Origin of the sequence: uncultured Microbacterium sp. (genome assembly GCF_947632095.1) — a bacterium.
Taxonomy (GTDB): domain Bacteria; phylum Actinomycetota; class Actinomycetes; order Actinomycetales; family Microbacteriaceae; genus Microbacterium.
Map to the genome: position 1 here is coordinate 1 of NZ_CANROA010000014.1, position 22,192 is coordinate 22,192.

General features: G+C 68.7%; 26 protein-coding genes and 1 tRNA gene. 9 read left to right on the top strand and 18 right to left on the bottom strand.

What is annotated here, in order from left to right; genetic code table 11:
- Positions 1–243: 243 nt before the first annotated feature.
- The 3 genes from Q0Z66_RS05695 to Q0Z66_RS05705 are packed head-to-tail and all read right to left on the bottom strand — an operon-like array spanning position 244 to position 2,139.
- A complete protein-coding gene (locus Q0Z66_RS05695; RefSeq protein ID WP_298038788.1) occupies positions 244–819 on the bottom strand; it encodes a LytR C-terminal domain-containing protein in 576 nt (191 codons plus the stop codon).
- Positions 820–879: 60 nt separating this feature from the next.
- Positions 880–1,137: a DUF3263 domain-containing protein gene (locus Q0Z66_RS05700; protein ID WP_298038792.1), complete on the bottom strand. Its 258-nt coding sequence runs from the start codon at positions 1,135–1,137 to the stop codon at positions 880–882.
- Between the two features lie 9 nt (positions 1,138–1,146).
- The gene (locus tag Q0Z66_RS05705; protein ID WP_298038795.1) at positions 1,147–2,139 is read right to left on the bottom strand and encodes a DUF2332 domain-containing protein; all 993 of its coding nucleotides are present in this window, start codon (positions 2,137–2,139) and stop codon (positions 1,147–1,149) included.
- Between the two features lie 80 nt (positions 2,140–2,219).
- On the opposite strand from Q0Z66_RS05705, the gene msrB reads away from it, so the two are divergent.
- A complete protein-coding gene (gene msrB / locus Q0Z66_RS05710; protein ID WP_298038796.1) occupies positions 2,220–2,633 on the top strand; it encodes a peptide-methionine (R)-S-oxide reductase MsrB in 414 nt (137 codons plus the stop codon).
- Entirely contained in the window at positions 2,630–3,172 is a 543-nt protein-coding gene (locus tag Q0Z66_RS05715) for a nitroreductase family protein (protein ID WP_298038798.1), read from the top strand. The genes msrB and Q0Z66_RS05715 overlap by 4 nt, the downstream gene beginning before the upstream one ends.
- On the opposite strand, the gene Q0Z66_RS05720 is transcribed toward Q0Z66_RS05715, so the two are convergent.
- Positions 3,173–4,117, bottom strand: a complete 945-nt coding sequence (locus Q0Z66_RS05720; protein ID WP_298038800.1) for a DMT family transporter — start codon at positions 4,115–4,117, stop codon at positions 3,173–3,175. It abuts the gene before it with no gap.
- Between the two features lie 80 nt (positions 4,118–4,197).
- Between Q0Z66_RS05720 and Q0Z66_RS05725 the strand changes: the two genes are divergently transcribed.
- Positions 4,198–4,851 (top strand): SOS response-associated peptidase family protein, encoded by a 654-nt coding sequence (locus tag Q0Z66_RS05725; RefSeq protein WP_298038803.1) that lies wholly within the window; start codon positions 4,198–4,200, stop codon positions 4,849–4,851.
- A gap of 4 nt (positions 4,852–4,855) precedes the next feature.
- Here the strand turns inward: Q0Z66_RS05725 and Q0Z66_RS05730 are convergent, their stop codons facing one another.
- A complete protein-coding gene (locus Q0Z66_RS05730) occupies positions 4,856–5,575 on the bottom strand; it encodes a tyrosine-protein phosphatase (RefSeq protein ID WP_298038806.1) in 720 nt (239 codons plus the stop codon).
- Positions 5,576–5,650: 75 nt separating this feature from the next.
- Here Q0Z66_RS05730 and Q0Z66_RS05735 point away from each other — a divergent pair, with 75 nt between their 5' ends.
- Positions 5,651–5,950, top strand: coding sequence for a hypothetical protein (locus tag Q0Z66_RS05735; protein ID WP_298038808.1), 300 nt, complete (start codon positions 5,651–5,653; stop codon positions 5,948–5,950).
- A 62-nt stretch (positions 5,951–6,012) separates the two neighbouring features.
- Here the strand turns inward: Q0Z66_RS05735 and Q0Z66_RS05740 are convergent.
- A tRNA-Thr gene (locus tag Q0Z66_RS05740) sits at positions 6,013–6,088 on the bottom strand.
- Between the two features lie 40 nt (positions 6,089–6,128).
- Positions 6,129–6,977, bottom strand: coding sequence for a thioredoxin domain-containing protein (locus Q0Z66_RS05745; protein WP_366938977.1), 849 nt, complete (start codon positions 6,975–6,977; stop codon positions 6,129–6,131).
- Between the two features lie 290 nt (positions 6,978–7,267).
- Here Q0Z66_RS05745 and ugpC point away from each other — a divergent pair, with 290 nt between their 5' ends.
- Both ugpC and Q0Z66_RS05755 read left to right on the top strand, forming a co-directional pair.
- Positions 7,268–8,371, top strand: a complete 1,104-nt coding sequence (gene ugpC / locus Q0Z66_RS05750; protein WP_298038813.1) for a sn-glycerol-3-phosphate ABC transporter ATP-binding protein UgpC — start codon at positions 7,268–7,270, stop codon at positions 8,369–8,371.
- A 67-nt stretch (positions 8,372–8,438) separates the two neighbouring features.
- Entirely contained in the window at positions 8,439–9,743 is a 1,305-nt protein-coding gene (locus Q0Z66_RS05755) for a DUF4032 domain-containing protein (protein WP_298038815.1), read from the top strand.
- Positions 9,744–9,746: 3 nt separating this feature from the next.
- Here Q0Z66_RS05755 and Q0Z66_RS05760 read toward each other — a convergent pair whose 3' ends face one another.
- The 5 genes from Q0Z66_RS05760 to Q0Z66_RS05780 form a co-directional block, all read right to left on the bottom strand.
- A complete protein-coding gene (locus tag Q0Z66_RS05760) occupies positions 9,747–10,385 on the bottom strand; it encodes an NAD(P)-dependent oxidoreductase (RefSeq protein WP_298038818.1) in 639 nt (212 codons plus the stop codon).
- Positions 10,386–10,450: 65 nt separating this feature from the next.
- Complete coding sequence (gene rlmB / locus Q0Z66_RS05765) at positions 10,451–11,458, bottom strand: 23S rRNA (guanosine(2251)-2'-O)-methyltransferase RlmB (RefSeq protein ID WP_298038821.1); 1,008 nt, start codon at positions 11,456–11,458, stop codon at positions 10,451–10,453.
- Positions 11,451–12,860, bottom strand: a complete 1,410-nt coding sequence (gene cysS, locus Q0Z66_RS05770) for a cysteine--tRNA ligase (protein ID WP_298038824.1) — start codon at positions 12,858–12,860, stop codon at positions 11,451–11,453. Before cysS ends, rlmB begins: the two co-directional genes overlap by 8 nt.
- Before the next feature lie 34 nt (positions 12,861–12,894).
- Complete coding sequence (gene ispD, locus Q0Z66_RS05775; RefSeq protein ID WP_298038827.1) at positions 12,895–14,076, bottom strand: 2-C-methyl-D-erythritol 4-phosphate cytidylyltransferase; 1,182 nt, start codon at positions 14,074–14,076, stop codon at positions 12,895–12,897.
- 92 nt (positions 14,077–14,168) lie between these two features.
- Positions 14,169–14,651, bottom strand: coding sequence for a CarD family transcriptional regulator (locus Q0Z66_RS05780; protein WP_298038829.1), 483 nt, complete (start codon positions 14,649–14,651; stop codon positions 14,169–14,171).
- Between the two features lie 135 nt (positions 14,652–14,786).
- On the opposite strand from Q0Z66_RS05780, the gene Q0Z66_RS05785 reads away from it, so the two are divergent.
- Positions 14,787–15,284: a DNA modification methylase gene (locus tag Q0Z66_RS05785; protein WP_298038830.1), complete on the top strand. Its 498-nt coding sequence runs from the start codon at positions 14,787–14,789 to the stop codon at positions 15,282–15,284.
- 69 nt (positions 15,285–15,353) lie between these two features.
- Here Q0Z66_RS05785 and Q0Z66_RS05790 read toward each other — a convergent pair whose 3' ends face one another.
- Positions 15,354–16,037, bottom strand: a complete 684-nt coding sequence (locus Q0Z66_RS05790; protein ID WP_298038832.1) for a response regulator transcription factor — start codon at positions 16,035–16,037, stop codon at positions 15,354–15,356.
- Entirely contained in the window at positions 16,034–17,251 is a 1,218-nt protein-coding gene (locus Q0Z66_RS05795) for an ATP-binding protein (protein WP_298038834.1), read from the bottom strand. Before Q0Z66_RS05795 ends, Q0Z66_RS05790 begins: the two co-directional genes overlap by 4 nt.
- Positions 17,252–17,445: 194 nt before the next feature.
- Here Q0Z66_RS05795 and phoU point away from each other — a divergent pair, with 194 nt between their 5' ends.
- Positions 17,446–18,144, top strand: coding sequence for a phosphate signaling complex protein PhoU (phoU, locus tag Q0Z66_RS05800; protein ID WP_298038836.1), 699 nt, complete (start codon positions 17,446–17,448; stop codon positions 18,142–18,144).
- A gap of 120 nt (positions 18,145–18,264) precedes the next feature.
- Here the strand turns inward: phoU and Q0Z66_RS05805 are convergent, their stop codons facing one another.
- Positions 18,265–19,011 (bottom strand): phosphoglyceromutase, encoded by a 747-nt coding sequence (locus tag Q0Z66_RS05805; protein WP_298038839.1) that lies wholly within the window; start codon positions 19,009–19,011, stop codon positions 18,265–18,267.
- A 47-nt stretch (positions 19,012–19,058) separates the two neighbouring features.
- Here Q0Z66_RS05805 and Q0Z66_RS05810 point away from each other — a divergent pair, with 47 nt between their 5' ends.
- Positions 19,059–19,880 (top strand): class I SAM-dependent methyltransferase, encoded by an 822-nt coding sequence (locus Q0Z66_RS05810; protein WP_298038841.1) that lies wholly within the window; start codon positions 19,059–19,061, stop codon positions 19,878–19,880.
- 34 nt (positions 19,881–19,914) lie between these two features.
- Here the strand turns inward: Q0Z66_RS05810 and Q0Z66_RS05815 are convergent, their stop codons facing one another.
- From Q0Z66_RS05815 to Q0Z66_RS05825, 3 genes are all read right to left on the bottom strand, one after another.
- Entirely contained in the window at positions 19,915–21,033 is a 1,119-nt protein-coding gene (locus Q0Z66_RS05815; RefSeq protein ID WP_298038844.1) for a glycine cleavage T C-terminal barrel domain-containing protein, read from the bottom strand.
- 1 nt (position 21,034) lies between these two features.
- Positions 21,035–21,652: an FABP family protein gene (locus tag Q0Z66_RS05820; RefSeq protein ID WP_298038846.1), complete on the bottom strand. Its 618-nt coding sequence runs from the start codon at positions 21,650–21,652 to the stop codon at positions 21,035–21,037.
- A gap of 160 nt (positions 21,653–21,812) precedes the next feature.
- Entirely contained in the window at positions 21,813–22,103 is a 291-nt protein-coding gene (locus Q0Z66_RS05825) for a hypothetical protein (RefSeq protein ID WP_298038848.1), read from the bottom strand.
- Positions 22,104–22,192: the final 89 nt, after the last annotated feature.

The following is a 22,192-nucleotide window of genomic DNA, read 5'->3' on the forward strand; positions in this document are numbered from 1 at the left end:
GCCCCACTTCTTCTCGAGCACGACGTTGCGACCGCGCGGGCCGAGGGTCACCTTGACAGCGTCGGCGAGGATGTTCAGGCCGCGCTCGAGACCGCGACGGGCCTCCTCATCGAAAGCGATGATCTTTGCCATGAGTTTTGTCGTCCCTCCTGGACGTAGACGTTCTGTTTAGCACTCACAGTACGAGAGTGCTAACGCCCATTCTGGCACTCGACCCCAGCGAGTGCAAGCCGCGGAGGGAGACTATTCGACGGTTTCCTCATCGGACTGCGGAGCGCTGCTCGCGCGGTCGAGGCCGACGACGATGACGAGCTGCTTCAGCTCGGGATCGTTGGGGTCGGCGTAGAAGTCGCTCTGCTCGATGCGCGCGCCGCCGATCAGCTCGGCCAGGCCCAGAGCGGCGAGTGCGTCATCCTCGGATACGTAGTAGACGGTCGTCTCCGGGAAGTCCTCCGCACCCGTGCTGCCCGAGCTCACGTCCTCCGCCGGCCAGCCCCCGTTGATGACGGTGTCGCGCAGTTGGACCTCGAGGCCCTCCTCGGAGGTGGCGTTGAGCACGAGCACCGAATAGCTCGTGTCGACGACGCCGGTCTCCTGCGGCGCGGGCGCAACGGTCGGCTCGACCTCGGGCGACAGGACGATGCGTCCCATCAGGACGAGCGAGACGAAGATGCCGACGACCACGATGACGAGCGCGGCGACGACCGACCACAGCAGAACGACCCAACCGTTCATCCCCGGGGCTTCGGCGCGGTGCGCTCCGACGCGTCCGGGCGAACGGGGAACATCATCGAAACGGTCTCTGTCGGGCTTGGGCACCCGTCGATGTTATCCGGCAATGCCTCGGAATCCCCACACAGCGGGCCGGAGCATGCCGGATCAGCCCGCGAAGCCGCGCATCCGCGACACGCGCTTGTCGGTGCGGTTCTCGCGCAGCCGACGCAGACGGCGAACGAGCAGCGGGTCGTACTCGAGCGCCTGCTCGGTGTCGATGAGCCTGCCGAGCAACTGGTAGTACCGCGCCGGGCTCATACCGAGGTTCGACCGGATCGCCTCCTCCTTCGCGCCGTTGTGACGCGGCCAGGCGCCTTCCAGCGTCAGGATCGCGCGATCGCGATCGGTGAGGTCTCCGAGCATGTCTTCAGGCTAAGCGTCCGTCGTGCCGCCGGCGGCACGCCACTCCCACCACCGGCCCAACGGGTCCGCTGCGGCGCGCACGCATCCGTCGAGGGCGACGACGGATCCGCGCCAATTCTGCGCGTCCACAGGCGGATTCCATCCGTCGTGAAGGGCCGGGGCGTCGATCGTGATCCAGCGCGCGGGCAGACGGCGGATGCCATCGATGAGCTGTTCGCGCCGCGAGCGCGGAATGTGCACGAGGACGCCCGGCGTGGTGATCACGAGCGTCGCATCGGCGGGTGCGGATGCTGCGAGCGCACCGATCCCGTCGACGGCATCCCCGCCCACCATCAGCGGCGGATCCTCGGCGACGATATCCAGCGCCGCCGTGATCCGCTCCTCGCGCCCGGTCTCCCCGGGCCAGACGAGGCCGCGCAGCCAGGCGCGGTCGCGGGCGTCGCGGGCGTCGAGCGGGTCGAGGTCGATTCCCGCGCGCCAGACGATCTCCGGCATGCGCAGCGGCGGGAGCTCTCCGCGCACGGTGCTGGTGAGGACGACGGGGCTCGGCCCGTCCTCGGGGTCGAGGGCGGCGCGCACCGTTCGAGCGTCGTCCACGAAGCGGTAGGAGTAGCGGTCCGGGTACAGGCACAGGCCTCCCGACGCGCCGACCTCGAGCAGGGCGATCGGTCCGTCGATCTCGGACAGCACCGGAAGCAGGGCCGCCAGACGCAGGGGCTCGTTGGTCTGCACCCGGCGCGCGCTGCTCTCGGCGACGACGTCATCGGCATTGTCGATCACGAACCGGCGCCAGCCGTCGTATCCGACAAGGGGAGCGCCGAGCATGCGGGTCACGGCGAACACGAGCGGAGGCTGGCGATGGATGGCCGGAATCCGTGCGAGCACTGCTTGCACGACCGGATCGGATGCCACGCCGCGGGCCCATTCCGCGTAGAGGTCGGAGCGCCCGGGCGCCTCGTCCTCGGCGAAGCGGGCGTAGCGTTCACGAACAGCATCCGTCATGCATCCATTGTCACGCGTCGTCATGGATGACCCGCGCACACGTTCCCGGGGGCACAATGGAAGAGACCTCAGGAGGCGTGATGACGGATTACACCGTGAAGAAGACCGACGACGAGTGGCGCGAAGAGCTCGGCGATGAGCAGTTCGCCGTTCTCCGTCAGGCGGCGACCGAACGCGCCTGGACAGGCGAGCTGCTCGATGAGAGCCGTGCGGGCCTCTACACGTGCGGCGCCTGCAACGCGGAGCTCTTCAAGAGCGGCACGAAGTTCGACTCCGGATGCGGGTGGCCCAGCTTCTACGAATCGATCCGCCCCGATGCGGTCCAGCTCCTCGAGGACACCACCCTGGGCATGCAGCGCACCGAGGTGCGCTGCGCGAACTGCGGCTCCCACCTCGGCCATGTCTTCCCCGACGGTTTCGGCACGCCGACCGGCGACCGCTACTGCATGAACTCGCTGGCTCTGAACTTCACGCCCGGGTCCGATTCGGAGTGAGCGCGCTCGACGCTGTGCGTGCGCGGCAGTCGTGGTCCAAGGTCACCGAGCAGGCCCCGACCCGCGAGGAGCTGCTGCCGCTGGTCGCCGCCGCGGGCCGCGTCGCCGACCATTCATCCCTGCAGCCCTGGCGACTCATCGAGTTGCGCGGCGCCGACCGTGAACGGTTGGGTGCGGCGATCGCGAAGGCGCAGGGCGACAAGAAGCCGTCGACGAAGCCGCTGCGCGCATCCCTGCTGATCGCCGTGGTCGCCAGCTTTCGCAAGAGCGACAAAGTTCCGCACTGGGAGCAGGAGGCTGTCGCCTCCGGCGTCGCTCACACGCTCAGCCTGCTGCTGGACGATGCCGGCTGGGGCGTGATCTGGCGAACCGGGTCGCACACCCGCACCAAGCCACTGCGCAAGGCGCACGGGCTGAAGAAGAACGAGGAGCTGCTGGGTTGGCTCTACGTCGGCGGCAAACCCGAGGGCAAGACCCCCGGACGCCGCAAACCCATCGATGCGGAGAGCATGCTCACCCGCATGCCCGAATCCGGCTGATCAGTTCCGGCGACGTCGCCAGGGCAGAGCCACGAGGACGGAAGCCACCGCGACGACGATCATCGCGAGAAGCTGCCAGAGCGCGGGGCCGGATGCCGCGGGCCACAGCACATCGATGACGACCGAGGCCGTCAGCTGGCCCAGTACCGACCCGAGCCCGAGCAGGAGCACCCCGGTGTGCGCGACGATCGCCGCGCCGAGCAGGATGTAGACGAAGCCGAGGAATCCGCCCACATAGAGCCAGGGCTCGGTCGGCAGCGCCTGCGGCGCACCGCGCAGCAGGACGCTGACCGTCGCCGCCGCCAGCAGGACGGTCGTTCCGGCGATGAAGCTCGTGAGCGTCGCGACCATGGGCGACTGCACGCGCTGCGCGAGGCGCCCGTTGGTCGCCGCCTGCCAGGCGATGCCGACTCCGGCGGCGAAGGGCAGCAGGAGCATCCACAGCGGTGCGTTGTCGAGCACGTCGCCGCTGAGCGAGATGCCGACCGCGGCGAGGGCGAAGACGCCGCCGAGCACACGGCCCGGTGTGACGGCCACGACGCCGGCCGGCCCGAACCCGATCCGGTCGAGCACGAGACCATGGATCGTCTGACCCGCCACGACGCCGACCGTGAACAGAGAGACGCCGAGCACCCCGGCGGTGAGCCCCTGCGTGGAGACCGTGAGCGCCCCGCAGGCACCGCCCACGAGCATCCAGGGAGGAATCGTGCGCGTGCGCACGCCGGTGCGCAGACGCGCGAAGGCCGCGCGGTGCCGCGCCCGAAGCGAGACGACGACGATGAGGATCGCGAGCCCGACGGCGAAGGAGATGAGCCCGGCGACGATTCCGTCGTCCAGGCGCACCCCGAGCACGCCGTTGATGCGGGCCTGGATCGCGGTCATGGCCCCGATCGACACCGCTGCGGCGATCGCGAGCGGCGCGGGGATTCTGCGGGTCTCGGACACTACAGAACCCTATCGAAATGCGCAGGCCACCCGGACACGGCGGCGTGCACAGTGTCCGTGGCCGGGGATACGCTGACGACATGTGCGCGAGCTACGGGTTGGATCCGCGATTCACCGATGTTGAGCTGCTGGCCGAGCAGGATGCCGCGATGCTCGAGGGTCTGCGCGAGTGGGCCGAGCACAACGCCGGTGAGACGTTGCGGCCGACCGGCCGCAACCGGCGCAACCTGAATCCGCTGATCGCCCCGGGGCCGCCGCCCGTGCTGCAGCCCGGTTGGTGGGGGCACCTCGTCGATGGCGCCCCGGCACCGTACCCATCCATCAACACGCGCTCAGAAAGACTGCAGCAACGGCCCGGGGCGCTCCGTCACCGGGCGATCGTTCCGGCGTCGGGATGGTTGGAGATGCGCAAGCCGGAACGGGTCTGGCACGAGTTCGGGCTCGGCCCGGGCATCGTCTTCGGCATGGCGGCCGTCACCCAGCACGGGCGCACCGCCGACGGAGAGGAGTACACCTGCTATTCCCTCGTGATGCGCCCCTCTCCCCCGCACCTGGCGGATGTGCATGACCGGATGCCTGTTCTCATCCCGACGTCGTTCGCCGACGAGTGGCTTCGAGCGGGTGCCGGGCGCGGTGTCATCGACGATGCGCTCGTGGCTGCAGCATCCCTTGACGAACGTGTGCGTGCGACCGCGCGTGCCGATGACCGCGGCGCGGCAGAACGCCTCTTCTGACGTTTCAGCCCGCCAGAAGTCGTGTGCGGAGACGGCTCTTCACACCATCATCGACGCCGGCGCGGGAGAGATACCCGTCGATCCCGCCGTCTCGAGCATCCAGCTCTGCGAGTGTCCGCGTCATGAGATCCGGCGGCGACCCCGCGAGCACCTCGATGAGCTCGTCCGTGACGGGCACCCGGAAGCGGCGGATCTTGCGCAGCATCCGCTCCGTCCACTCGCCCGACAGGTTCGCGGCGGTCGCCGCGTAGTCCGCGACGATGACGTCCCTGTCGATGCCGAGAGCCGTGAGCAGGAGGGCAACGACCAGCCCCGTGCGGTCCTTGCCCGCGGTGCAGTGCACGACCGCCCCGCCCTCGGCATCGGCGATCGTTCGGATCACCGTGCCGATGTCCTGCTGGTGGCGATCGAGCACGACGGCGTAGACCACCGGCAGGGTGAGCGTGCGCGGATCGACGCCGTGCGGGGCGCCGTCCATCGGCACGCGCAACAGCTCGATGCCGGTACCGCGCAGACGATCACGACCGCCGATGCGCCGGTCGAAACCCGAACGCAGATCGATCGCCTCCCGGATCCCGAGATCCACGAGGCTGCGGCGTCCGTCACGGGTGAGCCGGTTCAGAGCGTCCGAGCGGAAGAGAAGGCCCGGGGTCAGCACGCCCGGCGCGACCTCCCGGAAGTTGAAGGTGCCCGGAACGTCCAAACGGGTGACCACATCGTCCATGCCGACATGCTAGCCACGACTCACCCCTGCCCGGCTATCGTGAGGGGCACAGCCGCAGACAGCGAGGAGAACTCGATGACCGAGGACAAGCCACGACCGCGTGCTCTGCGCGACGCCACCGCCGAGCCGCGCTTCGCAGCCCGCTACGCGACGATCGACGAAGTCGCCGAAATCCTCGGCGTCACACCCGTATCGCTTCGCCAGACGATGCGCCGCCGTGACGCCGGTGAAGCGTCCTCGGCCAGCGACGCGTTCATCGACCCGATCGGCAACGTCTCCGGCTACCTCTGGGACCGCGATGATCTGACCCCCGAAGCGGTCGAGGCCTGGCACAACCGCCCCCGCCGCGGCCGCAAGCCGAACAGCGCTCAGTAGCGTCCGGCTGCGACGATCGTGCTCCCACCATCGGCATGAAATGGAAGTGCCGCGAGAGCAATTGGAGCCGACTACGGGATTCGAACCCGTGACATCCTGTTTACAAGACAGGTGCTCTACCAGCTGAGCTAAGTCGGCGAACCCCTCCAGCTTAGCGATACGCCGGAGGGTCCTGAGTTCAGGGGGTCGCGGTCGGCGTGGGAGCCGGCGTGATCTCGGTGTAGCCGGCGACCGTCAGCACGAAGTGCGAGAACTCGGCCGGATCCTTGAGCGAGCCCACATAGGCCTCGCCGTTGACGACGACCATCGGCGCACTGGTCAGAACCAGATCCTTCGATCCCTCGAGCGGGCCGGCGAGCGCCCGCGAGGTCGCCTCCTTGGCCCAGGAGGTGAAGTCGCCGTCTTCGATGCAGTCGCGCAGGACGTCGGAGTTCTCCGCTCCCACGGCGACCGCGAGATCGGCGAGCTCAACGTCGGTGCGGCCATTGCTGTCGACCGCGGGCTGGTCGATGAGCAGCTCGTGGTTGTAGGCGTAGAAGTACTCCGGCGCGTGCGTCACGACGCAGGCGGCGGCTGCGGCGGAGCGCAGGGAGTACTTCGTTCCGTTCGAGCTCGCCGTCAGCATCGACACTGGGTGGTAGGTCACCGAGACGACGCCCTCATTGATCCACCCAGCCAGCTGAGGGGTGTTCGCGCGCTCGAATTCTCCGGCACCGGGCGAGAGGTAGTCGACGTAGATGTGCACGTCGACGGCCGCGGTGGACTCTGCGGGCTCGGGCGTCGACTCGGCGCCCTCCGCCTCGCCTTCCTCGCCCTCGGCGACCTCATCGGCGCCGTCATCGGCGACGGCGACGCTGCGCACGACGATTCCGTCGCCGCTCATGCCGCTCGGGTTCAGCGTGGGCTGGGAAACCGACGACGACACGGTGAGCGTCACCGCCGTTCCGATCGCGGCAACCGCGACCACCACGATCGCACCGATCGTGAACCGTCGGATCAGACGCGCACGCGACTGCTGTGCACTCACTTGCTGGGCCTTCTCCCGAACCGCCTCACGAGTATTGCGAGGGGCGGGGACGTTCGGCGTTTCGTCGCTCGACATCGTTCCTCTTGAAAGTCTGGTGGGGACGGGCTCCCCATGACCCCGAACAGAAGCAGGGCCGCCTTCGATGTTAACCAGCACAGCTGGGAAATACCCAGGTACCGCGGTTCGTGCCATACTGATTCCGACCCGATGGCGGGTCACGGCGGGCCTCGCACCGCCGCATCCATCACAACGGATCGTCCGGCACGTACCTGCCGGTGAAGGAGAAAACAATGGCATCTGTCACGTTCGACGCCGCAACGCGTCTGTACCCCGGCGGAACCCGCCCGGCCGTCGACAAGCTGAACCTCGAGGTCGCAGACGGCGAGTTCCTCGTCCTGGTCGGCCCCTCCGGTTGCGGCAAGTCCACGTCGCTGCGCATGCTCGCCGGCCTCGAAGAGGTCAACGACGGCCGCATCCTCATCGGAGACCGTGACGTCACGGACGTGCCTCCGAAGGACCGCGACATCGCGATGGTCTTCCAGAACTACGCGCTGTACCCGCACATGACCGTCGCCGAGAACATGGGCTTCGCGCTCAAGATCGCCGGCGTCAGCAAGGAGGAGCGTGCTGCACGCGTTCTCGAGGCCGCCAAGCTCCTCGACCTCGAGGAGTACCTGAACCGCAAGCCGAAGGCCCTCTCGGGCGGTCAGCGTCAGCGTGTCGCCATGGGCCGCGCGATCGTCCGTCAGCCGCAGGTGTTCCTCATGGACGAGCCGCTGTCGAACCTCGATGCGAAGCTCCGCGTCCAGACCCGTACGCAGATCGCATCGCTGCAGCGCCGCCTCGGCGTCACGACCGTGTACGTCACGCACGACCAGACCGAGGCTCTGACCATGGGCGACCGCATCGCCGTCCTCAAGGACGGCCTCCTGCAGCAGGTCGGTACCCCGCGCGACCTGTACGAGCAGCCCAGCAACGTCTTCGTCGCCGGCTTCATCGGCTCCCCCGCCATGAACCTCTTCACCGCAGACCTCGCCGAGGGCGGCGTGCAGTTCGGCTCGGAGATCGTTCCGCTGGACCGTGACATCGTCGCCCGCGCCACGGGCACGCAGGTCACGATCGGTGTGCGCCCCGAGGACATCACGGTCGGCCCCGCCGACGGCAAGGGCCTCTCGGTCCACGTCGACCTCGTCGAGGAGCTCGGCGCCGACGGCTACCTCTACGGCCACGCGGAGATCGCCGGCAAGCGCACCGACATCGTCGCACGCGTCGACGGCCGCAACCACCCGAACGCGGGCGAGACGGTGACCCTCGCGGCCAACCCCGGCCACGTGCACGCCTTCGACCTCGAGTCGGGCGAGCGTCTGAACAAGGAAGCCATCGTCGCTTCCTGACCTCTCTCCCACGCGGCGCGGGCCGGCCTTCGGGCCGCCCGCGCCGCGTCGTCATCCCAGGAGCATCATGCCGGAATCCCTGCGCATCACCGCCAGCCAGATCGATCCGGGCCTGCTCGCGCTTCCCTGGTCGACCCCGCTCGCGAAGTGGCCGTCGGAGCGGATCGTCTCGCTGCCGAAGGGCCTCTCCCGCCACCTCGTCCGTTTCGCCGACCTGTCGGGTCGTGTGGTGGCCGTGAAGGAGACCACCGGGGAGATGGCCCAGCGCGAGTACGACATGCTCGGCAACCTCGCCCGCCTGGATGTGCCCTGCGTCGAACGTGTCGCCGTCATCGCCGGTCGCAGCAACGAGCGCGGCGACGCCCTCGCCGCTGCCCTGGTCACCTCGCACCTGCGCTTCTCGATGCCCTACCGCGCCCTGTTCACGCGGGTTCTCCGCCCCGACACGGCGACGCGCCTGGTGGATGCGCTCGCGCTGCTGCTCGTGCGTCTGCACAATGTCGGCTTCTACTGGGGCGACGTGTCGCTGTCGAACACGCTCTTCCGACGGGACGCCGGCGCTTTCGCCGCCTATCTCGTGGATGCCGAGACCGGCGAGCTGCACGAGGAGGGTCTCACCGAGGGGCAGCGCCTCTATGACCTGGATCTGGCGCGCACCAACATCGCCGGCGAGATCATGGATCTCGCCGCGGGCGGTCGCCTGGAGCACGGAGTGGATGCTGTCGCCATCGCCGACGGCATCGTCTCCTCATACCATTCGCTGTGGGCGGCGCTGACCGCCGAGGAATCGTTCTCCGCGGGCGAGACCTGGCGCATCACCGAGCGCGTCGAGCGCCTCAACGCGCTCGGCTTCGACATCGATGAGATGTCGATGACGGCCGCCGCCGATGGCACGCGTGTCGAGATCCAGCCGAAGGTCGTGGATGCCGGACACCACCAGCGTCGCCTGATCCGTCTCACGGGCCTCGATGTGGAGGAGAATCAGGCACGGCGCCTGCTCAACGATCTCGACGAGTTCCGCGCACGTTCGAAGAAGGACTGGGCGGATGAGGAGATGTACGCCCACGAGTGGCTGACCCGGGTCTTCGAGCCCGTGGTTCGAGCGATCCCCTACGACCTGCGCGCCAAGCTCGAACCCGCCGAAGTCTTCCACCAGGTCCTCGAGCACCGCTGGTACCTTTCGCAGGCGGGCAGACGATCCGTTCCGTTGGCCGAAGTGCTCACCTCGTACATCAACGACGTGCTCCGCCACCGCCGCGATGAGGCGACAATCATGGGGCCGCCGACCGAGACGATGTCGCTCCCCGTCGTCACCGGCGCGATGCTCCTGCCGGATGACGACGAGGAGATCGACTGGCGCGACCTCGTCTGAGGGTCAGTAGCCGACGGCGAAGTTGTCGCGGCTGTGCTTCGGGTTCTCGATCTCGTCGACGACCGCGACCGCGAGGTCGGGGCCGGAGATGAAGGATTCACCCGCAGCATCCGTGACGAGCACCTTGCCGCCATCGCGATACTCTCCGGTGCGCTCACCGACGTTCCAGGCGCCGAAGCCGCCGGCGGGGTGGATGAGGAACCAGTCCGCTCCCCCGGCATCCGTCTGCAGGTCTTCGAGGACACCGGCCATCTCCAGCGCCTCGGCCTTGTAGTCCTCGGGGAAGTCGGTGTCGACGAGGCGCGGTCCGCCCTCGGCGACGAGGCTACCGCCGGCGCCACCGACGACCGCGAGACGCACGTTCTCAGGCATCGCAGCACGCAGCTCCGAAATAGCGGGGCGTACCTGGCCGGCCATCACGCCGCGCGGCGACAGCGCGGCGACCACGACATCGGCCTCCCCGATCTGCGTGAGGAGCGTGGGTACGTCGAGGATCGTCCCCTCGACATACACGGCGCCCTCGACACGATCGGCCGGAACGCTTCGGGCGACGGAGACGACCGAGTGCCCGCGCGACACCGCCTCGTTCACGATGTGCGATCCGGCGTAACCGGTTCCTCCGATGACAGCGATGCGGGACATGCTCTTCCTTCCGACGATGGGTCTTACTGAGCATCCAATCGCCGGAAGGGCGCGTTTATTCCCGCTCAGATGCCCTTCGCGGCGCGAGCCGTGGCCACCTGGTACAGCGCGACCGAGGTCGCGATACCGGCGTTGAGCGACTCGGTCGCCGCCGAGATCGGGATCGAGACGATCTGATCGCAGTGCTCGGTCACCAGGCGCGAGAGGCCCTTGCCCTCGGAACCGACGACGATCACCACGGGGCGATCCGACAGCTGCAGCTCGGGAAGCTGAACGTCGCCGCCGCCATCGAGGCCGATGACGAAGACGCCCTGCTTCTTGAATTCCTTGAGCTGGGTGGTCAGGTTCGTGGCCATCGCGACGGGCAGGCGTGCAGCGGCGCCGGCGCTGGTCTTCCACGCCGCCGAGTTGACGCTCGCGGAACGACGCTGCGGCAGGATGATGCCGTGGCCGCCGAACGCCGCGGTCGAGCGGATGATCGCACCGAGGTTGCGGGGGTCGGTGATGCCGTCGAGCGCGACGAAGAGCGGTGTCTCACCGCGATCGATGACCTGCTCGAGCAGGTCCTGCGGATGCGCGTACTCGTAGGCGGGAACCTTGATGGCCACGCCCTGGTGCACGCCGTCGAAGCCGGCCATGCGGTCGAGCTCCTGTCGCGTCACCTCGAGCACGGGGATGCCCCGGCCGGTAGCGATCGAGAGCATCTCCTTGACGCGGTCGTCCATCTCGACGCGCTGCGCGATGTAGAACGCCGTCGCGGGGATCTTCGTGCGCAGGGCCTCGAGCACCGAGTTGCGGCCGGTGACCGTCTCGATGTCGTCGTTCGCCTTGGCTCGGGAAGTGCGGTTGGGGTTGCCGCCCTGAGTGCGCGTGCCGCTGGGGCGCACCTTGCCTCCCGCCGCCGCGAAGCGCTCCTGGGCCGCCTTGCGCTTGCCGGCGACGTGCCAGGCGCGGTCCTCCGCCTTCGGGGTCGGGCCGCGGCCCTCGAGCGACTTGCGCCCGTTTCCTCCGGTGCCCTTCTGAGCACCCTTCTTCTTGCTGTTGCCCGCTCCGGGGCGACTCGGCTTAGCCATCGATACTCCAATGAGTTCCGGCCGGAGTGTCCTCCAGCGTGATTCCTGCAGCGGCGATCGCATCACGGATGCGATCGGCCGCTGCCCAGTCCTTGTCAGCGCGCGCCTGCGCACGCTGCGTGATCATCGCCTGCACGAGGGCGTCGAGGGCGGATGCTTCGACACCGCTCCCCTCGCCCGTCGCAGCGGTCGCGGTGTCGAGTCCGAGCACCGCGAGCATCGCCTGGACCGCGCCCGCGGCCCCCGTCGCGGCGACCGCGTCTCCGGCATCGAGCGCGGTGTTGCCGGCGCGCACCGTCTCATGCACGACCGCGAGGGCCTGCGGCACGCCGAGGTCGTCGTCCATCGCGATGGCGAATGCTGCGGGGATCTCGCCGGCGGCGACCGCGGCGGGCGCGGCATCCGTCTGGCGGAGCACCCGCTGGCGGAACGTCTCGATGCGATCGAGAGCAGCCTCGGCCTCGGTCCACGAGGACTCGCTGAGGTCGAGGCTCGAGCGGTAGTGCGCGGCGGCGAGCGCGTAGCGCACGACGAGGGGGTCGCGCTCGGCGAGCACATCGGCGGCGAGGGTGAAGTTGCCCAGCGACTTCGACATCTTCTGCCCGTTCACTGTGACCAGGCCGTTGTGCACCCAGTAGCGCGCGAAGGCGTCGCCCGCGGCGGTCGACTGGGCGAGCTCGTTCTCGTGGTGCGGGAAGCGGAGGTCGAGGCCACCGCCGTGGATGTCGAACTCTGCTCCGAGGTAGCGCCGCGACATCGCCGAGCACTCGATGTGCCAGCCGGGACGCCCTGCGCCCCAGGGGGACTGCCACGTGGCATCCGCCGGCTCACCGGGCTTGGCGCCCTTCCACAGCGCGAAGTCCTGCGGGCTGCGCTTGGCACGGGGGTCCGCGTCGGCGGCAGCCTCCATGTCCTCGGGACGCTGATGGGTGAGCGATCCGTAATCGGACCAGGAGCGCACGTCGAAGTAGACGTCGCCGGAGCCGTCGGATGCCGGGTACGCGTGCCCACGCTCGATGAGGGTCGCGATGAGCTCCTGCATCTGCGGGATGGATGCCGTCGCCCGCGGCTCGTACGTCGGCGACAGGATGCCGACACCGGCGTACGCCGCGGTGAACTCCTGCTCCATGCGGTACGCGAGCGCCCACCACGGCTCGGTGGCGGTGGCGTTGTCGATGACCTTGTCGTCGATGTCGGTGACGTTGCGCACGAAGGTGACTCGTCCGTAGCGGTGCGTCAACCAACGGCGCAGAATGTCGAAGCCCAGAGCCGCCCTGACATGACCGATGTGGGGGCCGGACTGCACGGTGGGTCCGCAGACGTACATCGTGATGTTCTCGGGGTCGAGAGGCACGAAGTCCCGCAGCGAGGCTGCACGGGTGTCATAGAGGCGGAGAGTCACCGCTCAAGGATACCGGTGCCCCGCTGGGCGTTTCCTACCCGATGCGGTGCACGAGGGCGATCGCGGTCGCGGAGATGCCCTCGCCACGGCCCGTGAAGCCCAGGCCGTCGGTCGTCGTCGCGGTCACCGCCACCGGCGCTCCGCCCAGGGCGGCCGACAGCTCGCGCTCCGCCTCGAGCCGGCGCGCGCTGAACCGGGGCCGGTTGCCCTGGAACTGCACGGACACGTTGCCGATCGCGAATCCGGCCTCGGCGAGGATCTCGCGGGTGCGGGCGAGGAAGACCGCGCCGTGCGCGCCGGCGTACTCCGGATGCGCGGTGCCGAAGTGCTCGCCGATATCGCCGAGCCCGGCGGCGCCCAGCAGCGCGTCGACGATGGCGTGGGCGACGGCATCCCCGTCGGAGTGCCCGGACAGCGCGGGCTCCCCCGGCCATTCGAGACCGGCGAGCCACAGCGGGCCCTCACCCCCGAAGGCGTGCACGTCGGTGCCGATCCCGACCCGGCCGATGCCCTGTGGCACGGCGGGCTCGAGCAGCTGCCGTGCGCGGGCGAGGTCGGCGGGGGTGGTGATCTTGAAGGCCCGCTCGCTTCCGGCGATCCGGCGCACGGCGCCGCCGGCCGCCGCGAACAGGGCGGCATCATCGGTGTACTCGACACCGGATGCCGCGGCTGTGCGGTATGCGTCGTCGAGCGCCCGGCGCGGGAAGCCCTGCGGGGTCTGAGCCGCCGCGAGCACCTCCCTGTCGACGGCGGCGACGACATCATCGCCGTCGACCCGCTTGAGCGTGTCGACCACCGGGAGCGCGGGGATGATGCCGGAGTCCGTCACGGCGCCGGCGACGGCGTCGATCTGCGCCGACGGCGTCAGGGCGCGCGCCGCATCGTGGATGAGCACGCGGGTCACATCGCCCCACAGCGCGGCGAGGCCGGCCGCGACGGACTGCTGACGAGTGGCGCCGCCGCCAACGACGCTGCCGAGCTCGGCACGATCGCCTGCCGCGGCGAGCAGCTCCGCCTGCGCGACGCCGACATGGGTGTCGGGTGCGACGACGACGACCTGCATCGGTTGCGCGGCGAACACGCCGTCGAGCGCATGGCGCAGAACACTACGGTCATCGATGCCGACGAAGGCCTTGGGCGCATCGGCGCCCAGACGGGCGCCGGAACCGGCGGCGACGACGATGATCGCGGTCGTGGGAACGGGAATCAGGCTCACGTGCTCACGTTACCGCCCGGGCTCTGCCGGATGAGCCCGGATACGACGAAGGGCGGATGCCGCAGCATCCGCCCTTCGTGAGAATCTTCAGATCAGGAGGCGAGCACCTTGTCGAGCAGCTCGCCGGCCTTCTCCTCATCACACTTCTCTGCGAGCGCGAGCTCGGAGATGAGGATCTGACGGGCCTTCGCGAGCATGCGCTTCTCACCCGCCGACAGTCCGCGGTCCTGATCGCGGCGCCACAGGTCGCGCACGACCTCGCTGACCTTGATGACATCACCGGAGGCGAGCTTCTCAAGGTTCGCCTTGTACCGGCGCGACCAGTTCGTGGGCTCCTCGGTGAACGGTGCGCGGAGCACCTCGAACACGTGGTCGAGACCCTCCTGGCCGATCACATCGCGGACGCCGACCAGGTCGACGTTCTCGGCCGGAACCTCGATGATCAGATCGCCCTGCGTCACGTTGAGCTTGAGGTACTTCTTGGTCTCGCCCTTGATGACGCGATCCTTGACCTCGATGATCGTCGCTGCGCCATGGTGCGGGTAGACGACCGTCTCGCCAACTTCAAAAAGCATAAAATCGTGTCCTTTCGGCAACCTCCAGAATACCACAGGCGACATGCGCTAAGGTTTGCCCCCTCGTCGATACCGGAGCACCCCTCGGATGCGCCTAGAATGGATGCGGATATCCCCAAGCTCCCAGGAGGACTCGTGAAATCGCGCCTTGTAGCGTCTGCCGCCATCAGCGCCCTCGTTCTGCTCGGCGCGACGGGATGCACGTTCATCACCCCGCAGTCGACGACGATCGAATACGCCGCCTCCGACGGCGTCAACGTCAACACCGGCGGGCCCCTCGAGGTGCGCAACGCCCTCATCGTGGCGAACGAAGACGGCTCGACCGGCAACCTCGTCGCGGCCATCGTTAACCCGGGCGCCGCTGACGCCACCCTCACGTTCGAGATCGACGGACTCGAGCCGTTCACCGTGCGCGTCGGCGGCAATGAGGTCCTCAGCCTCGGCACGAACGCCGAGCCCATCCGCATCGATGACCTCGACTCGATCCCGGGTTCGACCATCGAGGTCTACTTCCAGTCCGGCGACGAGACGGGCGAGGTCATCGCCGTCCCCGTGCTCGACGGCACGACTCCTTACTACAGCGACCTCGTTCCGGCACCCCTGGACGACGAGGAAGACGAGGGCGACGCCTGATCGCGTCCCGCAGACAACGAGAGAGGCCGTCACCCCGCGGGGTGACGGCCTCTCTCGTCCTTCTCGCTCTCACCCCTCGAAGCGATACCCCAGACCACGGACGGTGACGAGCATCACCGGCTCTCCGGGGTTCTCCTCGATCCGGGAGCGGATCCGCTTGATGTGCACATCGAGCGTCTTCGTGTCGCCGAAGTAGTCGCTCCCCCACACCCGGTCGATCAGCTGGCCGCGCGTGAGAACGCGGCCGGCATTGCGCATGAGGACCTCGAGCAGCTCGAACTCCTTCAGAGGCATGTTGATCTCCTCGCCCGCCACCTCGACCGTGTGCCGGTCGATATCCAGCGCCACCCGGCCGCCCTCGAGGATGCGCTCATCGACGTCATCCTCACCGGGAACGATGCGACGCAGAACGGCCCGCATGCGCGCGAGCAGCTCGCGAGAGGAATAGGGCTTGGTGATGTAATCATCAGCCCCGAGCTCGAGACCCACCACGATATCGACCTCGGAGTCCTTGGCGGTGAGCATGATGATCGGCACCGACGACGTCGTGCGGATCTGCCGGCACACCTCGGTCCCCGGCATCCCGGGGAGCATGAGATCCAGTAGAACGATATCCGCGCCACCGGTGCGGAATGCGGCGAGCGCCCCGGGCCCGTCCTCGGCGATCTCGACCTCGTACCCCTCGCGGCGCAGCAGATACGCCAGCGGGTCGGCGAGGTCGGGCTCGTCTTCGACGAGAAGGATTCGAGTCATGCTTTCTCTCCGTTCCGGATGCGCACCGGTGCGGTCAGGGGCGCTTTGCGCGCGCGCTTCTTCTTCTTGCGTTCGTTCTCATCCACAGCCGGCGCCTCGATGCGCGGGAGGACCATGGTGAAGGTGGAGCCGTGGCCAGGGCGCGACCATACCCGCACCTCGCCGCCATGGCGCTGGGTCGCGTGCTTGACGATCGAGAGGCCGAGTCCTGTGCCGCCCGTTCGACGGGATCGGGCTTCATCGGCTCGGTAAAAGCGTTCGAAGATGCGCTCGCGGTCGGATTCGGTGATGCCGATGCCCTGATCCGAGACGGCGATCTCCACGGTATCGCCGACCACACGGACGCCGATTCCCACGCTCGAGTTCTGCGACGAGTAGACGATCGCATTCGCGATCAGGTTGCTGACGGCCTCGACCAGGATCTGCGCGTCACCGCGCACGAACGCTCCCCGATCGCCGCCGCGCACCAGGGATACGCCGGCGGAGTCGGCCTGCACGCCGTGCGCCTCGATGGATGTCGCGATGACCTCATCGATCGGGACCGGATCGAAATCGGCCACGCCATCCGCCGCCTGCAGTCGTGACAGGCTCATGATGCGACCGGTCAGGTTCCCCAGCCTCTCGGCCTCGGCGGAGATCCGCGAGGCGAAGATGCGCACCTGGGCCGGATCGTCCGCAGCCGATTCGATCGCCTCGGCGAGCAGGCTCACCGCCCCCACCGGCGTCTTCAGCTCGTGGCTGGTGTTCGCGACGAAGTCCCGGCGCACCTGCTCGAGGCGCTCCTGCTCGGTGACGTCGCGGATGATGAGGAGGGTCAGACGCGCCCCGAGCGCGCTCGCCCGTGCCGAGACCGATCGCGGATCGAGGCTGACGCCCGGCCGGGTGATGCGCATCGTCTCGGTGATGGATGCCGAGGTCGTGCGCACCGTGCGCACCAGCTGCCGCAGCTCCGTGTTGTCGATCGTCGATCCCGGTTCGATTCCGAAGCGCGCCGCCGCATGCGAGATGGCCAGGACCAGACCGGATGCATCGATGACGCAGGCCGCGTCATCCATGCTGTCGAGCACATCGACCGTGCCCTGGGGCACCTGCGTCGAGGACTGCTCGGCGGCCTGCGCCCGGGCGCGGAAGGCCCACAGGATCAGCACCACGAGGCCGATGCCGATCACCAGTCCGATGGCGAGGCCCAGGAGCCCGATCTGCGGCGAGGTCATGCCTACAGCGTAGGCCGCGTTCACCTCGCCTCCGGCGGGTTTCCGCGCCAGAACGCGAAGCGGAGAACTACTATTCACCTAACAGGCACCATTCGTTAACCTTCGCCGCAGAGAATCGACGCGGGCGCGAATCGCCGTAAGTCCTGCGTCTGATGCCACGGAGCATCCACGATCGAATGAAAGGTTGAGTCGCTATGCGCGAAGTCTTCCACCAGTCCCTCGAGGACCTCCAGTCCCGCCTCGTGGAGATCGCCGATCTCGTCACGGTCTCCATCGACAAGGCCACCCGAGCCTTCGCCCAGAGCGACGTCTCACTCGCCGAAGAGGTCATCGCCGACGACAGCCTCATCGACGAGAAGGCCGTCGCCCTCGACGAGCAGGCGATCGAGATCCTCGCCCGTCAGCAGCCGGTCGCCCGCGACCTGCGGATCGTCGTCTTCGCCCTGCGGGTGAGCGCCTCGCTCGAGCGCATGGGCGACATGTCCGAGCACATCGCCCAGCTCGCCCGCCTGCGCTTCCCCGAGCGCGCCATCCCGAAGGGCCTCAAGAGCACCTTCACGAAGATGGGCGAGCAGGATGTCGAGATCGCCCGTACTCTGTCCGAACTGCTGCGCACGCAAGATCTGCGTCTGGCCGACCACATCCGCAACGCGGACGATGACGTCGACGAACTGCACGCGCGCGTCTTCGAGAAGGTCCTCAGCGACAGTTGGAAGGGCGAGGCGGAGGCGACCGTCGACGCCACCCTGGCCAGCCGCTACCACGAGCGCTTCGCGGACCACGCGGTCGCGATCGCCAAGAAGGTCGTCTATCTCGCAACCGGCGACTGGGCCGTCGAAGAGGAGGACATCCCCCTCGCGGTCGAAGCGCACGCCGCGACGCTCGAGGACTGATCCGCGGCATCCGGTCATCGCCGGAGTCTGCTGCCCTCGCCGAGCACCGGCTTATACGTCGAGCTCCCGCCGTACCTGCGCAGGTACGGCGGGAGCTCGACGGTAAGACGGGGCTCGCTGTTACTTGTTGCCCTGCGAAGCGACCGCGGCAGCACCGGCGGCAGCGGCCTCGGGGTCGAGGTAACGGCCCGGGCCCGTGGGAACGTTGTTCTCGTCGAGCTCGTAGACCAGCGGGATGCCGGTGGGGATGTTGAGGGATGCGATGTCATCATCGCTGATGCCCTCGAGGTGCTTGACCAGGCCTCGCAGCGAGTTGCCGTGCGCCGCGACGAGAACCGTCTTGCCGGCCTCGAGGTCGGGAACGATCGACTCGTGCCAGTACGGCAGCATGCGGTCGATGACGATCTTCAGCGACTCCGTGCCGGGAACCTCGCCGTCGATGCCGGCGTAGCGCGGGTCGTTCACCTGGCTGAACTCGCTGTCGGCGTCGAGGACGGGCGGCGGCACGTCGAACGAACGGCGCCACAGCTGGAACTGCTCGGGGCCGAATTCCTCGAGCGTCTGCGCCTTGTCCTTGCCCTGCAGCGCGCCGTAGTGGCGCTCGTTGAGGCGCCAGGTGCGGGTCAACGGGATCCACAGGCGGTCGGCGGCGTCGAGCGCGATGTTCGCGGTCTGGATGGCGCGGCTCAGCAGCGACGTGTGCAGCACATCGGGCAGGATGCCGGTCTCGGCGAGCAGCTCGCCGCCGCGCTGGGCCTCGGCCTTGCCCTGCTCGGTCAGGCGGACATCCACCCATCCGGTGAAGAGGTTCAGTTCATTCCATTCGCTCTGGCCGTGGCGGAGCAGGATCAGGGTGCGCGTCGTCATGGCACCAGTCTATCCAGCGGGCTCCGCCGCGATGGCAGGATGGAAGCATGGCGTCATCTCCCCTCGGACACCCCACCCGAGGCACCACGGGAACAAATCGGCTTCGCCGCAACGACCGGTGGATCGCCGCATCCGACGCTTTCCTCCGGGCCGCTGACCCACTCGTGATCGACCTCGGGTACGGGGCCAGCGGCGTCACCGCGTTCGAGCTGGCGACGCGCCTTTCGAAGGTGCGGACGGACGCCGAGGTGATCGGCTTCGAACTCGACCCGGCACGCGTCGCGACCGCGTCCGCGCAGCTCGAGGACATCCGCGCGGGCCGAACCCCGTTCTCCCCCGACCTGCGGGTCGCCTTCTCCCGTGGTGGTTTCGAGGTGCCTCTCACCGCAGATCGCCGGCCGGCCGCGATCCGCGCGATGAACGTTCTCCGCCAGTACGACGAGTCCGACGTCGCCGACGCCTGGCGGTCGATGAGCGCGCGCCTCGCCCCCGGCGGGATGCTGTTCGAGGGCACGTGCGACGAGATCGGCCGCATCGCCAGTTGGGTCGACGTCTCCTCCGCCGCCGAGCCTCTGCGGTTCACGATCTCCTTGCGCCTCGCCGAGCTCGAGCATCCGGGGATCGTCGCCGAACGCCTCCCGAAGGCACTCATCCACCGCAACGTGCCGGGTGAGCGCATCCACGATCTGCTCACGGCTCTCGACCGCGAGTGGGACCGCTCCGCCGCGCTGTCTGCCTTCGGGGCGACCCAGCGCTTCCTCGCGACGGTCCGCGCGGTGCGCGATGCCGGGTGGCCGGTTCTCGGTGGTCCGCGCCGCTGGCGCCTCGGCGAGCTCACCGTGCCGTGGGATGCCGTCCGCCCTCTTTGAGCGGATTCCCACCGACCCGAGCGATGCGAGCAGCTCAGGCCTTGCGGGGGTCCTGGCCCTCCGGGCGACGCGAGAGACGCGTCAGACGCGGCACGTCGGCGACGGCTCCCGCATCAGCCGGGACGATGACCTGCTGCGCTGCGGAGATCTCGACGCCGTCGATACGCACCGTCAGATCGCCGGTCGGCGCACGTCGCGACAGGATCGCCAAAGCGATCGGGCCGTCCTCGTAATGGCGTGCCACCGATGTGATGCTGCCGACCTCGGATTCGCCGGCGAACACCGGCGCACCCCGCTCGGGCAGCACGGCATCGCTGCCATCGAGGTGCAGAGCCGCCAGACGGCGCGGCGGATGCCCGAGGTTGTGCACCTTCGCGACCGTCTCCTGCCCGCGGTAGCAGCCCTTGTTCAGGTGCACCGCGCTGCGGATCCAATCGGCCTCGTGCGGCAACGACCGCTCATCGACCTCGGCCGACCAGCGCGGACGCCACGCGGCGACGCGCAGCGCCTCGGCGGCGAGCAGTCCGGCGACGGGGAGATCAGACACAGCGGATGCCTCGGCCTCCGCGCCGACGATCGCCACACGCCACGCGTACTCGGCAGCCGGATGGTCGGCGGCGGCGGAATACTGATGACCTCCGGCCTGGACGGCAACCCAGGGGTCGGCCCACACCAGCGGCGTGCCGTTCGGCGACGCGGCGGCCCCTCTCACAACAGGCTCGGCGTCGCCTCCGGAGAAGAAGCCGAGGAGCTCGAGATCGGGGCGCGGCGTCACCGTCACCCGCGAGCGGAACACCATGCGGCCGAGCCAGGTGCTCAGCCCCGGGGCATCCTCAGCGTCGGCGATGAGCCAGACAGAGGCTCCGTCTTCGAGCACGCCGGCGGCGTGCTCGACGCGCCCCTGCGGATCGAGCACGAGGAGCTCCGTGCTGTCGCCGGCGCGCAGGCGCGCGACGGACTGAGAGGTGACCGAGTCCAACCAGCTGAGACGATCCTCGCCGGAGACCTCGATGACCGCGCGATCGCCCAGCAGTGCCACCGCGGATCCGCGCGCGAGATCGCGCTGTTCGCGCAGGGGATCGCCGAGATGGGCGAGGACGCCGTCGGCGACCACGGCCGCCGGACGTGCGGCGAAGGAATCGAGAAGAGTCATGTCAGACCCGGGCCAGGCGCGCAGAGGCGTGCGAAGACATCGCTCCGCCGACCGCCGCGATGTCCCAGGCCCACAGGAGGTGCCCGTCGACCAGTCCGTACATGCGGCTGGCTGCGCCATAGGCCTTGCCCGCGGGCGGGCTGACGATGGCGTCGCTGCCGATGTCGATGCGCGGGCCGTTGATCTCGCCGATGTACAGCTCGAGCACGCCGTCGGAATGCGCGATCGAGACTTCGATCGGGAACCCGCCGGATGCTGCGCGCAGCGCCTCGACGTCGTCGACGGTCCGCGCCGCCGCGGACTCCACGGCGGGAAGCAGCGCCGGTCCGGCATCCGTCGCCTCGGCCGGACGTGCCAGGCGCCAGAACCCCGTCTCGGCTACGAGGGGGATCGACACCTCGACGGCCTCATCCGGAGCACCGGAGGAGGTCTGCGTCGCCGTGGCCGAATAGTTCAGATAGCCCGCACCGTCATGGCTGAAGCTCACGCGATGCGTGAACTCGCCCTGATACCGCTGGTCGCCGGCGGTGTAGTCGATCACACCGGAGCCCTCCCAGACGCCGATGAGCCAGCTCAGCGGAGCGAGATCAGCGGGGAGATCGGTGGGGATTTCGAGCACGGCAGACTCGGATCAGCGCTGGCCGCGGAACAGGTTGCGCAGCACGACACCGGCCACGAAAACGATCGCGAGACTTGCAAGACCGAGCAGGCCGATGAAGAAGAATTCGAGAGCGACGAGGTCCATGGCCACCACTCTACCCCTCTCGGCCGTGCGCGTCTCAGACCGGGATCAGAGCGACGAGCCCGAAGGCCGCGGAGACGATGCCGAGCAGGAGGAGGGAGCCGGTCACGCTCGCCGCCGTCCGGAAGATGAAGCCCGACGTCTGCCCGTGCGCGAGCTGCACCACGAAGGACAACAGCACGGCTCCGCCGAAGCCGACGATCAGCCACTGCATGCGCCATGTCTCAGGCACGAAGACCCCGATGGCGATCGCAGCGATGAGCGCCGCACCCCAGACGGCGACCACGCCGATGAGAGGGTTGCGCGGCGCGAGTGCGGGTTCGGACATGACTCCATTGTTACTCATCCGACGCAGAACCAGCCCCAGCGACGTCGAGTCGGGTTCTCGGGATCGATATCATGGGCCCACGGCGCCGT